Raw genomic sequence first — 15,929 nt, 5'->3', positions numbered from 1 at the left:
TCGAGACTCTCGATCCATCCGGCATCCGTTCAGATTCCGCTCGGCCTCGACGCGTAAGCTGTCGCCGTGGCTGCAATCAACCTGGGAATGCCCAAAGTACCTGAAGTACTCGCTCCGCGTCGCAAGACACGTCAGATCAAGGTCGGCAAGGTGCTCGTCGGTGGTGACGCGCGCGTGAGTGTGCAGTCGATGACGACGACGCCGACCACGAACATCAACGCGACCCTGCAACAGATCGCCGAGCTCACGGCATCCGGTTGCGACATCGTGCGCGTGGCCGTGCCCAGCCGGGACGACGCGGAGGCGCTGCCGATCATCGCGGCGAAGAGCCAGATCCCGGTGATCGCCGACATCCACTTCCAGCCGAGCTACGTGTTCGCGGCGATCGACGCCGGCTGCGCCGCCGTGCGCGTCAACCCGGGCAACATCCGCAAGTTCGACGATCAGGTCGGCAAGATCGCCGCCGCGGCCAAGGCGGCCGGCGTCTCCCTGCGCATCGGCGTCAATGCCGGTTCGCTTGAGCCGAGCCTGCTGCAGAAGTACGGCAAGGCCACCCCGGAGGCGCTTGTCGAGAGCGCCGTCTGGGAAGCAAGCCTGTTCGAGGAGCATGACTTCCACGACTTCAAGATCTCCGTCAAGCACAACGACCCGGTGATCATGGTCAAGGCCTACCGCCTGCTCGCGGAACGCGGCGACTGGCCCCTGCACCTCGGCGTCACCGAGGCCGGACCGTCGTTCCAGGGCACCATCAAGAGCGCCACGGCGTTCGGCATCCTGCTCGGCGAGGGCATCGGCGACACCATCCGGGTGTCGCTGAGTGCGCCCCCGGCTGAGGAGATCAAGGTGGGCCTGCAGATTCTGCAGTCCCTCAACCTGCGCGAGCGCAAGCTTGAGATCGTGTCCTGCCCGAGCTGCGGCCGCGCCCAGGTCGACGTGTACAAACTCGCCAACGACGTCACCGATGGCCTCGAGGGCATGACCGTGCCGCTCCGGGTCGCCGTGATGGGCTGTGTCGTGAACGGTCCGGGCGAGGCCCGCGACGCCGACCTCGGCGTGGCGTCGGGCAACGGCAAGGGCCAGATCTTCGTGCGCGGCGAGGTCATCAAGACCGTGCCGGAGGCGGAGATCGTCGCGACCCTGATCGAGGAGGCCAACCGGATGGCCGCCGAGATGCCGCCGAGCGAAGACTCCCTCGGCGCCCCCGTCGTCACGGTCGGCTCCAACTAGCGCGATCCGAGGGAACGCCTAGGTTCGTTCCTCGTTCGCCGTCGGCCACACGCGGTCCGCGGCGAGGCGACGGAGCCTCGCGCTGACGGCGCCGGAACCCCGGGGCCGGTAGACCACCTGGGCGTGGAACACGAACCTCGCGAAGAACGCGACGGCGATCGTCGTGCCCTGGGCCACAAGGCTCGGGATGAACAACTGCTCCACCATGATAACGAGGAGTGGCAACCTGATCAGGGCCTCCGTTCCGTTGAACGCGAGCGAGGATCCGAAACGGTCCCAGAACAACCGGCTCTCGGTGCGGAGGTCGCGAAAGACGAACTGCTCCTGAAGAAAGAAATTGCCGACAATGGTCGCGGCGGCGGCCACCGCTGCGGCGACGGCGTAGTGCATTCCCGCGACGGTGAGCCCGGCCATGATCGCGAGATTGGCGAGCGCTCCGAAGGCACCGATGATCGCAAATCGCGACATCCGACCGAAGCGGAGTGCGGCGAGTTGGGACAGGAAACGCATGCCCTGGGCCAGGTTCGCCTTTGACTGCCCCGCGAAGCGCTGGGCGAAGATGAAGGGTTCCTCAACGATCGTAAGCCGGTGCCTCGCGAGGATTTCGAGCAGGATCTTGAATCCCCTGGGGCGGAGCCGTTCAAGGTCCACTGCCGCGCGGCGCACCGCGAAGAAGCCCGTCATCGGATCGGTGCAGTGGCGCAGGCGGCGAGGGAACATGGCACGGGTCAGGGAGGTCGACATGCTCGAAACCGAGCGACGTGCCCAGCCGCTGAGCCCGGTGTTGTCCCCACCGCCGCAGTACCGTGATGCGACGGCAACATCCGCCTGTGTCTCCCTGGCCGTCGCGAGCAGCGCAGGAATCATCTCCGGCGGATGCTGCAAATCTCCGTCCATGACCAGGCACCACTCGCTCGTGCTCTCGCGCAAGCCCTCGATGACGGCGCCGCTGAGCCCGCCGACCGGCTGATCGCGGTGGAGAAGACGCGTCGGGACGGCGCTCCATTCCGCAGCGGACAGCACGGCGGCCGGGGTGTCGTCGGTGGAATCGTCGACGAAGAGGATCTCGGCATCGTCCGGGTCCAGAACGACCGCCAGGCGCCGCACGAGCTCGGGGACATTCGGGGCTTCATTGAAGGTGGGAATGATGACCGTGAGGAGCATGTGAACCTTCTTTCGGGCGGAGAGGGACAAGGCGGGGCGATCGCGAATCAGGGTCCGACACTCGCGTCGGTTTGCACGCGACGGATGTTCCAGGCGCCGAAGGTGCGGACGATCTCGGAGTTCTGCAACGCGGTTGATGCCGTGGTCAGGCCGAGGACTTCCAGATTCGATCGAACGGTCGGACCCTCGATGATCCATTCGATCCCTTCCCACCCAGTCGGGTGCTGGACCTTGTAAGCAGGGTCGAGATCGGCCTTTTCGAGAGCGATCATCGTCCAGCTGTCATCCCATCCCCTCGAGTCGAGGTCATGCCACATCGAGTAGGGAGTGAGCACGACGTCATCGCGTGGAACATTCGCGCGCATCCATTCGAGCGTGTCGCGGAAGTCGGAATTCTGGTCCGAACTGAGCAACTCGCGGTCCCTTGCGACCCAGCCGAGAACCGGTGTCTGGACCAGCATCAGCAGGGTCACGCCAACGAGAACGATGGGCGTTGCGAGGGCCTGGTTCGGCAGTCGGTCCCGGCCAAGCCGGAGCACGGCACGCCGGATCAAATCGGATGCCGCGGCGAGGGCAATGCAGAGGAAAGGGATTCCCGCGACGATGTACATGCTGGGCAGGTAACCCTCTCCGACCATCACCGGCATGAAGAAGCTGCCCACCGCGACCGTCACCCACCGAGTGCGGCGGCTTACGAGGCAGAGTGCCGCCGCTATCGCCCCACCGACGACCAGGAATCCGTCTCCGACTGCCCAGGAGAGCAGCAGCTCCGATCGGGCCGAACCGGCCTCCCAGACATATCCGGAGCCTTCGCGTGCCGTGAACTGGTAGAGCAGGCCGTCCTGAAGCGACACGTGCCCGTCACCTGAGACCAGCTCGCCGCGGAGCAATGCCATGAGCGGGTAGAACGCGAGGACCAGGGCGCCGACGGTGAGGAACCCCATGACCGAGAACATCCGCCCCTGCCAGGCGCGCCGGTCGATGAGGGCGACCAGGAGCGCCGGTCCCATGACGGCCGCCGTGAGTTTCGACAGCACCGCGATGGCGAAGCTCGCCCCTGCGGCCGCGTGGCTCCACAAGGCCATCCGCGGGGACAGGACGAGATAGAACGCGAGCAGCAGCCAGGGCAAGGCGATCGTATCCAGGAATATCTGGCGCCCGAGGCTCAGCGACAGCGGTGAGAAAACGAAGGCGGCGACGCCCAGCAGGGCAAACGTCATTGTGACCGTGATCCTCCGAGCGATCAGATAGATCAGAACCGCGTTCGCAACGAAGTACAGGGCGATGACGTAGCGCATCGCGGCGATATCAATGCCGTCGCCCAGCCCGAACAACCGGGGGATCCAAATGAGCATGGCCAGCTGGATCCACCCGACGGGGGGATGGTCGTACCAATAGGTATAGGGGGCCAGGTCGCCATCATCCAGACTCAGCGCCTGGGCCGTGTACGTGCCCTCGTCATCCTGGAAGGCGGGCCCCGTGAGGTTCGTGAAGAACACGGTGCTGGCGACCAGCACTATGGCGATAACGGCTGCCGTGTCCGGGCGGACCAGGCGGGCCAGGCGTCCGACGGACCAGCGGGGGAGCGCGTCAGGTTCCCGCGTCAACACCGAACTCATCGTGCGTCCGCCAGTCTTACTTCCGCCAGGTTCAGGTGCGCGCCGTTGTGGGCTGTCTTGTCCCAGCGGAAATCTCCGGTGTAGAACTTGCCGAGTGCGCGGATCGCCGAGATCGCGAGGAGGACCTGGTAGGCCGGGGCGCCCAACACGAGGCGCAGATAGTCGCGCGCACGAATCCGGAAACTGTGGTCCTTTCCGAATTCGTGCAGCATGCAGATCTCGAGCGTGAACAACGCGAATGTCGGAATGAGCGGCAGGAACGTCGCCATGGTGATCGGAAGGGGGAACTTGGCGAAGAGGGCCAGCATGATCGAGATCGGGATCAGTACTCCGGCGAGGGCCATGAAATGCTGCTGGGTCAGCGTCCACCAGGCGTTCACCCGCTGAATGCCGGTCGGCATCCGGCGCCAATCCCCCTTGGCGTAGACCTGCATGAAGCCGAGCGACCAGCGGGTGCGTTGCCGGATGAGAGAGGCCAGGGAGTCCGGAGTCTCCTCCCTGGTGACCAGGTCGGGCGAGTACGCGACGACAATGCGTCGCTTGAGCACCGACAGGCGGACGCCCAGGTCGCAGTCCTCGGCGAGACAATCGCCGTCCCAGCCGCCCACGGAGACAAGCAGGTCGCGCTTGACGAACACCGTGTTGCCGCCGAGCGGGATGAAGCCGCTCTTCGCGTGGGCGTGGAGGCGTGAGCGAAACCAGATGAAATACTCGAGGCAGTTGCGCAGCGAGTACCAGCTGTCGCTGAAGTTGACCAGCTGCACGGCACCCTGCACGACGTCGGCGTTCCGATGCTGGAAGACACTGTCGATATGGGCGAGCAGGGTCGGCGCAGCAATCGATTCGGCATCGAAGATGCCGACGATGTCATTGCGGCAGAGCTTCAGCGCCGTATTGAGCTGCCGTGGCTTGTTCTTGACCGCATTGCTGTCGACGCTCACCCGCACCGAATCCGGGTGCTCCTTCGCCAGGGCATGCGCGATCGCCACCGTGTCGGGGTCGTCGTCACCGACCGAGATGATCACCTCGACCCGCGAGTGAGTCTGCTGCAGAAGCCGCGCGAGGGTGGCCCGCATCACCTCTTCCCGCTCGGTTCGACAGGGCATGATGAGCGAGAAGCTGTGCTCGTTCGCCGGCAAGATGTCGGGGTACCCGGTCGTGCTCCGATGGTCCGGACTCCACCAGGCGTAGGTGGACAGGAACAGTGTCGAGCAGGCGAGCAGCACCAGGCATGCGGTGATGAGCAGGACGGCGACGTGGGCGGCAGAAATGAGCACAGTAAACCTTTCTCGGGTGAAAGGGCGAGGTGGGGGGTTGGGAATTCTTCGAGGGGTCGGCCCGTGGGGCCGGCGTCGGCTGTCAGTCCTCGGGGGAGCAGCCGATGCCGTTGCGGTCGAGGTCGAGACGCTGCGGGTCGGTCTTCTTCTGGCGAATCTCGATGCCGTCGGGGAAATACTGGCGCACCTCGGAGCAGGTCCAGGTGTGAGGCATCGAGTTCGGGTTCAAGCCGTCGTCGACCATTTCCTTCACATGCGCGGCCTGGCTCGGCGGAATCACCGGCAGGCATTGTCCGGCCGCCCCGTATTCACGGAGACAGCCGCCGAGGGATATGGAGAGCTTCTTCAACTCTTTCACGGGGTCGATAGCGGGGCGCTTCCCCGGCAGCGTCTTCGGATCACGGGCCTTGGCCTTCCCCTCCGAAGCGCTCTCCGCCAGTGGGGTTTCCTTCTTGTTACCCAGCCCGGACACTTTTGCGTCCTTCAGATCCAGCGCAACCGGATTCTGGGTGGATTTGACGCCCATCTGTTGGGCTGAAGCCTGGACCGAGGATGCGGCCCACGGCTGGGCGACGACAGCGCCCCCGGCAGCCAAGGAGGCTCCGGTCATCAGAGCAACGCTGACGACGATTTTCTGCCATGGATGACGTTTTGAAGTGTTCATGTTAGGAGACCCATATCCAATCTGCCGTGCTCGGCACGCCGTTGCTGTCCAGGACGGTCAACATGTAAGGGCCTGGGGGGAGGAGGTTGGGATTAGCGGGTATTTGAACAACCCTCGAGTTTCCCGTGCCGGCGATGGGCAAGTCCACCAGCCGCGCATTCGTATCGGTTTGGTGCGTGGGGGACATGGGCGCCGTCAGACTGGCGGACACCACGTCACCGGTCACCGTGATGGGGAACGAAGCGCCGTATTTGGCGGCGGTGGGCATGCCCGCGACTGAGGGTCGTTCTCCCTTGTACAGATAGGGCGGGCTGTACACCGAGATCTTCAGCTCAAAGCTGTTGTCGAGGGGATTGGAGCCCAGGACGACGACACGACCATCGGGCAGCAGAGTGGCGCTCGAATGATAGTTGCGACCGATCGGATCGCCTCCGATCGACTTCCAGAGCCCGGACTTGGGATCATAGATCGCCGCGGTGTTGACGTTGTTCGAACGGTTGAACTGAGCACCGTCCGCCGCCAGGACGGTGCGATCCGGGAGGGTGACCAGGTTGACGTACATTTTGCCGGGGCCGGGCAAGTCCGGTCCCGCTTTATATGCCGGGGAGGCCTGCGACAGGTCGATGATGTCGACCGTGTTCGTCGCGGCATTGTTCGTGTCCGAGTTTCCGCCGCCGACGATCATGACCTTCTGGTCCTGGGCGGGTGGGAGCAGCACGGATCCGGCCTGGTCTCGGAGATCCTTCTGACGTAACCCGGGTACATCCCAGATCTGGGCGGTGCGCCAGTCGTAGAGGGACGCGCCGGTTCCGGGAAGACCGTTTCCGAAGGTGTGGCCGCCGGAATAAAACAGCATCCCGTCGTCGAGGAGATACATGTGCGGGTAGGTGCCCCAGAAACTCCAGGTCTGGGGAACCTGGCCCGCGGGGAGCCATTTCATCTGGGAGGAGTCGAACATCTCGGTGAGGACTGTGCCCTCGGCCTTCTCGTCGAGGCCGCCGGCCGACCACACGTCGCCGTCACCGAGCTTCGTGAGGGTCGGATACCAGTGCGCACCGGCCATGTCGGACAGAGGATGGAACTGGTTGTCGCTCGGATCGAAATAGTAGCTTTTGTTCGATCCCTTGAACGTGTTCGGTCCTTGATCCTGCGTGGGAAAGGCCTGGGTGCCGCCGGCGACGAGTACCTTGCCGTCGGAAAGAGTCACGTGTCCGGCACAGAACATGTCATAGGGCACCGGGACTTCGGTGTAGACGTTGGTGTCGGGCGACCACACGACTGCACGGAATGTGCCTGCCGCGAACTGAGCGCCGTCATTCCCGCTGCCGGCGATGAGGAGAAGTCGGCCATCGTGGAGGAGCGTCGTGTGGACGGTGCGCAAGGGCATGTCAACGTCGAGGACTTTCCAGGTCCCCACTGTCGCCGGACTTGTGGGCGCCGGGTCCGTGGTCGGTGGTGGAGGCACTGCGGCCAGCGAAGTCATGGAGTAATTCGTGGTCAGAAGCGTGCCGTTCGAAGAAATTGAGAGGCCGAAAGAGACCCGGTCCACTCCGGTGGGAATCAACGGCAGAGTTGCGCGTGCCGTCGTCCACTGCGCACTCGCGGGCAACGATTGGAGCTCCGTCCAGTACGACCAGCCGGTGGCCGTGTGTTTGAAGACCGTGAGACCGTTCCCTGTCGCGGTCGACTTGTAATCGACCGAGACCTGGTAGCCGACACCAGCGATCACCGACGGGGCGCATCCTGGCGCCTCCGATTGCAACAGCTTGGCGTCGCCGGAAACCCGGTTGGAGACGGCGATGCGGTAGGAACGGGAACCGGCCGGCGCTGTCGTCGGCGTATCCGCGTCGAGTCCCTGGGAAACCAGCCTGTCCCCCCATCCGGCCGTGACGAAGCAGGTCGGGGTCGTGGTGCCCGCGGCGAGGGATCCATTGACTATCAGTTCGTTTGTTGGTGGCGGCGTCCCGCCCGTTGGGGGTGGCGGCGTCGCGCTCACTTGCGTGAGGGAGTAATCATCGGTGGTCAGAGTTCCGTTGGACGAGAGTGAGAGTCCGAAGACGATGCGGTCGGTTCCGGCCGGTATGACGGGCGTTGTCGCCGAAGCCTCGACCCAGGACGTGCTCGCGGGCACCTTGCCGAAGTCGCCCCAATAGAACCAGCCGTCGGCGGTGTGCCGGAAAACCGTCAGCGCGCTTTGCGCTGTGGACTTATGCCAGATGCCGATCCGGTAGGTCTGTCCGGGTATGACTGCCGGTGCGCAGGCATTCGTTTCTGTCTGGAGCAGTTTCCGATCCCCCGACGTGTAGTTTTTCACGGTCAGCGAGACCGCACGGCCGCCCGTTGGGCCCGCGACGAGCGACCAGGCGGCCGCAGTGCCCCAGCCCGCCGGAGAGAAGCACGTCGGCCAGGGCTTCCCCTGTTCCAAGGACGGATTCGACACGAGATTGACTGCCCCGACTGCTGCACGAATGTCGACGGGGGCGGTGGCGAGAGGGATCATTCCGAACGTGAGGACAATGCCTTGCACGAGGATGACCGCTGTGCGCGCGAGGGAAGTGGCTTTGAATGGCACGGGTATGCTCCCTGAGGCCTTGGCGAATGGGTCACTCGGCTTGAGTGTTGGAGTTTCGGGTTCTCGGTACCAGTCACTTGAATTGCTCGATGAAAGCTAACTTTTCCTCATCTTGCCTTGCTAGGTCGTGATCGTAGCTGGGTTCGGTGATCTTGCCTACTCCCTCGGTTTGCAGCGAAATGAGTTGGGCTCGATTGGTCGATCAACAGCCGTCCACGCTCCGTTCCAATCCGAAATACGCCGTCGCTAAGATTGGGCACGTGCCTATTCGTATGTCCAACTACTTCCTCCGTACTCTCCGCGAAGACCCCTCGGATGCCGAGGTCACCAGCCATCGACTGCTGGTGCGCGCCGGGTACATCCGCCGCCAGGCCCCCGGAATCTTCGCCTGGCTCCCGATCGGCCTGCGCGTCAAGGCCAAGATCGAGACGATCGTGCGAGAGGAGATGGCCGCGGCCGGCGCTTTCGAGGTGCACTTCCCGGCACTGCTGCCGCGCGAGCCCTACGAGATCACGGGCCGCTGGGACGAATACGGCGACGGCCTGTTCCGGCTCAAGGACCGCAAGGGCAGCGATATGCTCCTCGCGCCCACCCATGAAGAGGTCTTCACCCTCCTCGTGAAGGACCTCTACAGCTCCTACAAGGACCTGCCCCTGTCGATCTTCCAGATCCAGGACAAGTACCGCGATGAGGCCCGGTCCCGCGGCGGGCTGCTACGCGGTCGCGAATTCACGATGAAGGATGCTTACTCCTTCGACTACACGGATGCCGGCCTCGACCAGAGCTACCAGGCCCAGCGCGACGCCTATGAGCGCATCTTCGCCCGGCTCGGCCTCGAATACGTCATCGTGCAGGCGGACGCCGGCGCGATGGGCGGCTCCAGGAGTGAAGAGTTCCTGCACCCGACCCCGGTCGGGGAGGACACCTTCGTTCGCTCGGCCGGCGGATACGCGGCCAACATCGAGGCGTTCCGCACGGTCGTCCCGCCGTCGATCGACTGGGCGGGCTTCCCCGCCGCCGAGGTCTTCGACACCCCGGACACCCCCACCATCCAGACCCTCGTCGACCGGGCCAACAGCGACCACCCGCGACCCGATGGCCGCGCCTGGACCGGCGCGGACACCCTCAAGAACGTCGTCCTCGCGCTCATCCAGCCCGACGGCACCCGTGAGCTCCTCGTGATCGGCCTCCCCGGCGACCGTGAGGTGGACCTCAAGCGTGTCGAGGTGGCCGTCGCCCCGGCCGAGGTGGAGGCCGCGAACGAAACCGACTTCGCCAGGTTCCCCGGGCTGGTCAAGGGCTACATCGGACCCTGGTCCGCGAACGGGGCGGTGCTCGGCGAGAAGTCGGCCACCGGCATCCGTTTCCTCGGCGACCCGCGTGTCGTGCCGGGAACCGAGTGGATCACCGGCGCGAACGAGCCCGGCCGCCACGTCTTCGGGCTCGTCGCCGACCGCGACTTCGCGCTGGACGGCACCATCGAGGCCGCCGAGGTGCGTGCCGGCGACCCGGCCCCCGACGGTTCCGGCCCGGTGGAGCTCGCTCGCGGCATGGAGATCGGTCATGTCTTCCAGCTCGGCCGCAAGTACGCCGAGGCGCTCGGTCTCAAGGTTCTCGACGAGAACGGCAAGCTCGTCACGGTCACGATGGGTTCCTACGGGATCGGCGTGACTCGCATCCTCGCCACCATCGCCGAACTGAACAACGACGCGAAGGGCCTGATCTGGCCCGAAACCGTCGCGCCGTTCGACGTGCACGTGATCGCCACCGGCCGTGACGAGGTCGTCTTCGAGACCGCCGGAACCGTCGTCGCGATGCTCGAGGGCGTCCAGCGCGACGTGCTCTACGACGACCGCCGCAAAGTGTCGCCCGGGGTCAAGTTCGGTGATGCGGAACTGATCGGCATCCCCGTCATCGTCATCGTGGGCCGCGGCGCCGCCGACGGGATCGTCGAACTCTGGGACCGTCGCAGCGGGGAACGCACCCAGGTGGCCGTCGCCGAGCTGGCCGCCAGCTTCGCCTGACCGACGGATGGGCCGCGCCGCTCCGGCACCCGCGGCGCACCCTGTGGAAGCGGGCGCACGTTCTTCCGTGCGCCCGCGTCCGTAACCTGCGCCGCGAGCGTCAGAGTCGGGCGAGCCGTGCCCGGGCGAAGCAGTACACGCCGTAGGCGATCAGTCCGGCGCCGACCAGGACCAGGATCGCCACCCCGAACGGCAGCTCCACGAGGGACTTCAGCGCGCCGTCCATACCGGTTGCCTTCTCCGGGTCGAGCGTGAACGCCGCAATGGTGAAGAGGATGCCCACGGTCGCCAGCGCAACCCCCTCCGCGATGTAGCCCACGGTGCCGAGGATGACGACCACCGAGCCGGCCGGCCCGCCGGGAACCGTGATGCTGTCGGTGAACCCGTGGGTGGCGCCGCGGTGAACGAAGACGCCGCCGATCACGACCACGGCCAGGCCGGCGACGAAGAGGAGCACGACACCGCCGGGAATGGAGAGCAGCCTCGCGGTGGAATCGCTGGAAGTCTCCGACGAGTCCGACGACGCTCCGCGCGCGAATGTGAACGCCGTTCCCGCGATGAACAGGAAGACGGCGCCCTTGCCGATCAGGACTGCGCGGTGAGCCCACTTGCGTTTCGGATCCCGGGCGGGTTCGAGGAATGCCTGGACCAGGTACCAGAGGCCGAGCGAGGCCAGGCCGAGCGCCACCGTCCACAGCACGAACACGCCGCCGGGGGTGCCGGCCAGTTGGGCGAGTGCGCCCGACTGGTCTGCCGACCCACCTTCCACACCCGTGGCCACGCTGATGGCGATGGCGCCGATCATGACGTGCAGCAGGCCGTTCACCGCGTAACCGGTGCGGGCCAGCAACTGGAAGGTGCGGCTGCCCTCGGCGCTACGTGCCGCTTGCTGAGCATTGTCGGAGACGGAATCGGGGGTCATGCGCCCAGCGTAGCGCTGCGCGGTCCTCGAGGTGGAGACGGTTTCGGCGCGGGTCAGGCTTTGCCTCGGTGACGGGGGCCCGAGGAGTCGGCTACCCTAGACAGAGCCCGCTGCGCAGTTTCGCGGCGGCAAGATCTGAATAGAGGAGGCCGGCCATGGACATCGACCTCAGCGTGTTGCGGCAGTTGGAGCGCGAGAAAGAGATTCCCTTCGAGGAACTCGTGCAGATTATTGAGCAAGCAATTCTGACGGCTTACGTCAAGCACACCCAGCAGGGTGGAGCCAGCGAGAAGCAGGCCGTCGAGGAAGAGCCGGTGGCGCGGGTCGTACTCGACCGCAAGACCGGCCACGTCGACATTTTTGTGCCCGAACACGATGAAGAGGGCAACGTCGTCGGCGAAGCCGTCGACAACCCCACCGATTTCGGCCGCATCGCGGCCTTTGCGGCCAAGCAGGTCATCAATCAGCGTCTTCGCGACCTGACCGATGACGCCGTGCTCGGTGAATTCAAGGGCCGCGAGGGTGAGATCGTCGCCGGGATCATCCAGCAGGGGCCGAACCCGCGCATGATCCACGTCGATTTGGGCACGATCGAAGCGATCCTGCCGCCCGAGGAGCAGGTGCCGAGCGAAAGCTATGTACACGGACAGCGCATCCGCGTCTACGTGACCGCCGTCGGCAAGGGCCTCAAGGGGCCGCAGATCACCGTGTCGCGCACGCACCCGTCGCTGGTGCGTCGCCTCTTCGCCCTGGAGGTCCCGGAGATCGCCAGCGGCGTCGTCGAGATCGTCTCACTGGCCCGTGAAGCCGGTCACCGCACCAAGATGGCCGTTCGCGCCACGGAGCCCGGCGTCAACGCCAAGGGCGCCTGCATCGGCGAGCTCGGCCAGCGCGTGCGCGCCGTCACCGTGGAGCTCAACAACGAGAAGATCGACATCGTCGACTACTCGCCCGACCTGGCCACCTTCGTCGCCAGTGCATTGTCGCCGGCCAAGGTCACCAGCTCTTACGTGATCGACGAGTCGATCAAGGCCGTCCGAGCCCTCGTTCCCGACTACCAGCTGTCGCTGGCGATCGGTAAGGAAGGCCAGAATGCGCGCCTCGCGGCGAAGCTCACGGGCGCAAAAATCGACATTCAGCCGGACAGCATTCTGGAGGACACGGAATAGGGGGTACGATGGATCCCGTTAGAACGTGCATTGGATGCCGTTCGCGCGCTCCGCGCTCCTCACTTTTGAGGGTCGTAGCCCGAGAAGCGGAACTCGTGGTGGATGAAACCGCCACTCTGCCTGGGCGAGGTGCGTGGTTGCATCCCACTACCGCGTGCTTCCAAGACGCACTGCGGCGACATGCTTTCGGGCGTGCCCTTCGCGTGACCAGTTCATTGGACGCGAATCAACTAGAGAACAGGCTGAACAGGCTTATGGATAACTAATGAGCGGCTCGAAATGAGACCCGTCCGTTACTAACGGTCTGCCCCTTTCCGGGTGCAGACCCGGAACAGGAGAATTGTGGCTGCGAAACCACGCGTACACGAGATCGCTAGCGAGCTCGGAGTCGACAGCAAGGTAGCCCTTGCTAAATTGAAAGAGATGGGCGAGTTCGTCAAGGGACCGTCCAGTAGCGTTGAACCCCCGGTAGCGCGCCGTTTGCGCGCCGCCCTCCAGGCCGATGGGTCGAGCACGCCGGCTTCCGCCGCTGCCCCGGTCGGCGCCACGCCGACCGCCGCGGCCACCCCCGCGAAGCCGGGCGGCGCACGTCCGTCCCCGGCCAAGCTCGCCGTCAAGCCGGGCGCACGTCCGGTCCCGGAGGTGCCCGAAGCGGTTGTTCCCGCCGCGGATGCCCCGCCGATGCCGACTGCCCCGCTCACGGTCGCCGAGCGTCAGGCTCAGGCCGCCGAGAAGGCTCTGGCAGCCGAGAAGGCTGCTGCAGCCGAGAAGGCGGCTGCTGCCGCCGTCGTCACCGAGACCGTCCCGGCGACGGATGCCCCGGTCGCCAAGACCGAGGGCGCCACGTCAGGCGCTGCCAAGCCCGGTGCATCCGTTCCGAAGCCGCCCGCGGCTCGTCCGGGCAACAACCCGTTCGCCAGCAACCAGGGCATGGGCAAGACCCCGAGCCCGCGTCCGGGCAACAACCCGTTCGCGAGCGCGCAGGGCATGGGCCAGCGCCCGCCTTCCACGTCTTCGCCCAGCAACATTCCGCGCCCTGCGGCCCCGCGCCCCGGCGCACCTCGTCCGGGCGGACCCGGCCAGGCTCCCCGCCCGACCGGTTTCGGTCAGCGTCCCGGTGCGTTCCAGCGTCCCGGTGGCGCTCCGGGCGGCGCCGGCGGCGCCCGCCCCGGCTTCCAGCGTCCCGGTGGCGCTCCGACCGGAGCCCCCGGTTTCGGCCCGCCCCGCCCCGCCGGTGGTGGCGGTGCCGGCGGTCGCGGTCGCGGTCCCGGCGGTGGAACCGCTGGTGCGTTCGGTCGCGGTGGCGGCAAGAACAAGGCTCGCAAGTCCAAGCGCACGAAGAGAGCAGAGTTCGAGCTGCGCGAGGCTCCGTCGCTGGGTGGCGTGAGCGTACCCCGCGGCGATGGCGGAACCGTGGTGCGTCTGCGCCGCGGTGCGTCCATCACGGACTTCGCCGACAAGATCGACGCGAGCCCCGGAAACCTGGTCACCGTGCTGTTCCACCTCGGTGAGATGGCCACGGCGACCGAGTCCCTCGACGAGGCCACGTTCGATGTGCTCGGTTCCGAGCTCGGTTACAAGATCCAGATGGTCTCGCCCGACGATGAGGACCGCGAGCTTCTGCTCGGCTTCGACATCGACATCGACCAGGAGTTGGAAGACGAGACCGACGAGGAGCTCGTCGCCCGTCCACCCGTCGTCACCGTCATGGGTCACGTCGACCACGGTAAGACCGCGCTCCTCGACGCCATCCGCAACGCCAAGGTGGCCGCGGGCGAAGCCGGTGGGATCACGCAGCACATCGGTGCCTACCAGGTCATCACCGAGCACGAGGGCATCGAACGTGCCATCACCTTCATCGACACACCGGGCCACGAGGCGTTCACCGCCATGCGTGCCCGTGGTGCGCAGGTCACCGACATCGCCATCCTCGTGGTCGCGGCGGACGACGGCATCATGCCGCAGACGATTGAAGCGCTCAACCACGCCCAGGCCGCCAACGTGCCGATCGTGGTTGCAGTGAACAAGATCGACAAGCCCGGCGCCAACCCGCAGAAGGTGCGCCAGCAGCTCACCGAGTTCGGTCTCGTGGCCGAAGAATACGGTGGAGACGTCATGTTCGTCGACGTGTCGGCGAAGCAGGGCACCGGCATCCAGGAAGTCCTGAACGCCGTGCTCCTCACCGCGGACGCCGGTCTCGACATGCGGGCCAACCCGGACAAGGACGCTCGCGGCGTGGCCATCGAGGCTCGCCTCGACAAGGGTCGCGGCGCCGTGGCGACCGTGCTGATCCAGTCGGGAACACTGAACGTCGGGGACTCCATCGTGGCGGGCACGGCCTACGGCCGCGTTCGTGCGATGGCAGACGAGAACGGCGTGCCCGTGCTCGCCGCCACCCCGTCCCGTGCAGTCCAGGTCCAGGGCCTCTCCAGCGTTCCTCGTGCAGGCGACACCTTCCTGGTCATCCAGGAAGACCGCACGGCACGTCAGATCGCGGAGAAGCGCGAAGCCGCCGAGCGCAACGCACTGCTGGCCAAGGCCCGCAAGCGCATCAGCCTCGAAGACTTCACCCGTGCACTCGAAGAGGGCAAGGTCGAGTCGCTCAACCTCATCATCAAGGGTGACGTTTCCGGTGCTGTTGAGGCCCTGGAAGAGTCGCTGCTCAAGATCGAGGTCGACGATTCGGTTCAGCTGCGCATCATCCACCGCGGTGTCGGTGCGGTCACGGAGAGCGACGTCAACCTCGCCACCGTCGACAACGCCATCATCATCGGCTTCAACGTGCGCCCCGACACGAAGGCACGCGAACGCGCAGCCCGTGAAGGCGTGGACGTGCGCTTCTACTCGGTCATCTACAACGCACTCGAGGACATCGAGAACTCCCTCAAGGGAATGCTCAAGCCCGAGTTCGAAGAGGTGCAGAGTGGTGTCGCCGAGATCCGCGAGGTGTTCAGCTCGTCCAAGTTCGGAAACGTCGCCGGCGTCATCGTTCGGTCGGGTGTCATCACGAGAAACGCCAAGGCGCGGGTCATCCGCAACGGTGTCGTCGTGGGAGACAACCTGGGCATCGAGTCGCTGCGCCGGTTCAAGGACGACGTCACCGAGGTCCGTACGGACTTCGAGTGTGGTATCGGCCTGGGCAAGTTCAACGACATCCAGATCGGTGACGAGATCGAGACGATCGAAATGAAGGAAAAGCCGCGGGTCTAACGACTTACGGATGTTGGGTGCGGGTGTCGCCGGGGTTCCTGAACAGGGACGCGGCGGCGCCCGCACCTTCGGCAGTTTTTC

Annotated in this window: 11 protein-coding genes; 5 read left to right on the top strand and 6 right to left on the bottom strand. The window is 65.6% G+C overall.

What is annotated here, in order from left to right; all coding sequences use genetic code 11:
• Window positions 1-66: 66 nt before the first annotated feature.
• A complete protein-coding gene (gene ispG, locus E3T23_RS07080) occupies window positions 67-1,227 on the top strand; it encodes a flavodoxin-dependent (E)-4-hydroxy-3-methylbut-2-enyl-diphosphate synthase (protein ID WP_174843850.1) in 1,161 nt (386 codons plus the stop codon).
• An 18-nt stretch (window positions 1,228-1,245) separates the two neighbouring features.
• On the opposite strand, the gene E3T23_RS07075 is transcribed toward ispG, so the two are convergent.
• The 5 genes from E3T23_RS07075 to E3T23_RS07055 all read right to left on the bottom strand — a co-directional run bounded on the left by E3T23_RS07075 (window position 1,246) and on the right by E3T23_RS07055 (window position 8,523).
• Entirely contained in the window at window positions 1,246-2,391 is a 1,146-nt protein-coding gene (locus E3T23_RS07075) for a glycosyltransferase (protein ID WP_134369665.1), read from the bottom strand.
• Between the two features lie 47 nt (window positions 2,392-2,438).
• On the bottom strand, window positions 2,439-3,998 hold the full coding sequence (locus E3T23_RS07070; protein ID WP_166806228.1) for a glycosyltransferase family 39 protein: 1,560 nt from the start codon (window positions 3,996-3,998) through the stop codon (window positions 2,439-2,441).
• Window positions 3,999-4,006: 8 nt separating this feature from the next.
• Window positions 4,007-5,287, bottom strand: coding sequence for a glycosyltransferase family 2 protein (locus E3T23_RS07065; protein WP_241977696.1), 1,281 nt, complete (start codon window positions 5,285-5,287; stop codon window positions 4,007-4,009).
• An 82-nt stretch (window positions 5,288-5,369) separates the two neighbouring features.
• Window positions 5,370-5,951, bottom strand: a complete 582-nt coding sequence (locus E3T23_RS07060) for a hypothetical protein (protein ID WP_134369663.1) — start codon at window positions 5,949-5,951, stop codon at window positions 5,370-5,372.
• 1 nt (window position 5,952) lies between these two features.
• Window positions 5,953-8,523 carry a galactose oxidase early set domain-containing protein gene (locus E3T23_RS07055; protein ID WP_241977694.1) on the bottom strand — a complete coding sequence of 857 codons (2,571 nt, stop codon included), beginning with the start codon at window positions 8,521-8,523 and terminating at the stop codon, window positions 5,953-5,955.
• Window positions 8,524-8,795: 272 nt separating this feature from the next.
• Between E3T23_RS07055 and E3T23_RS07050 the strand changes: the two genes are divergently transcribed.
• A complete protein-coding gene (locus tag E3T23_RS07050; protein WP_134369871.1) occupies window positions 8,796-10,547 on the top strand; it encodes a proline--tRNA ligase in 1,752 nt (583 codons plus the stop codon).
• Between the two features lie 100 nt (window positions 10,548-10,647).
• On the opposite strand, the gene E3T23_RS07045 is transcribed toward E3T23_RS07050, so the two are convergent.
• On the bottom strand, window positions 10,648-11,469 hold the full coding sequence (locus E3T23_RS07045; protein ID WP_134369662.1) for a DUF1206 domain-containing protein: 822 nt from the start codon (window positions 11,467-11,469) through the stop codon (window positions 10,648-10,650).
• A 155-nt stretch (window positions 11,470-11,624) separates the two neighbouring features.
• On the opposite strand from E3T23_RS07045, the gene nusA reads away from it, so the two are divergent.
• The 3 genes from nusA (at window position 11,625) to infB (ending at window position 15,848) form a co-directional block, all read left to right on the top strand.
• On the top strand, window positions 11,625-12,638 hold the full coding sequence (gene nusA / locus E3T23_RS07040; RefSeq protein ID WP_134369661.1) for a transcription termination factor NusA: 1,014 nt from the start codon (window positions 11,625-11,627) through the stop codon (window positions 12,636-12,638).
• A gap of 8 nt (window positions 12,639-12,646) precedes the next feature.
• A complete protein-coding gene (locus tag E3T23_RS07035) occupies window positions 12,647-12,904 on the top strand; it encodes a YlxR family protein (RefSeq protein ID WP_134369660.1) in 258 nt (85 codons plus the stop codon).
• 76 nt (window positions 12,905-12,980) lie between these two features.
• Window positions 12,981-15,848: a translation initiation factor IF-2 gene (gene infB / locus E3T23_RS07030; protein ID WP_134369659.1), complete on the top strand. Its 2,868-nt coding sequence runs from the start codon at window positions 12,981-12,983 to the stop codon at window positions 15,846-15,848.
• Window positions 15,849-15,929: the final 81 nt, after the last annotated feature.

The sequence above is a fragment of the Cryobacterium cheniae genome (assembly GCF_004403395.1).
GTDB classification, from domain to species: Bacteria; Actinomycetota; Actinomycetes; order Actinomycetales; family Microbacteriaceae; genus Cryobacterium; species Cryobacterium cheniae.
This window is presented reverse-complemented; position numbering and strand designations above follow the sequence as displayed.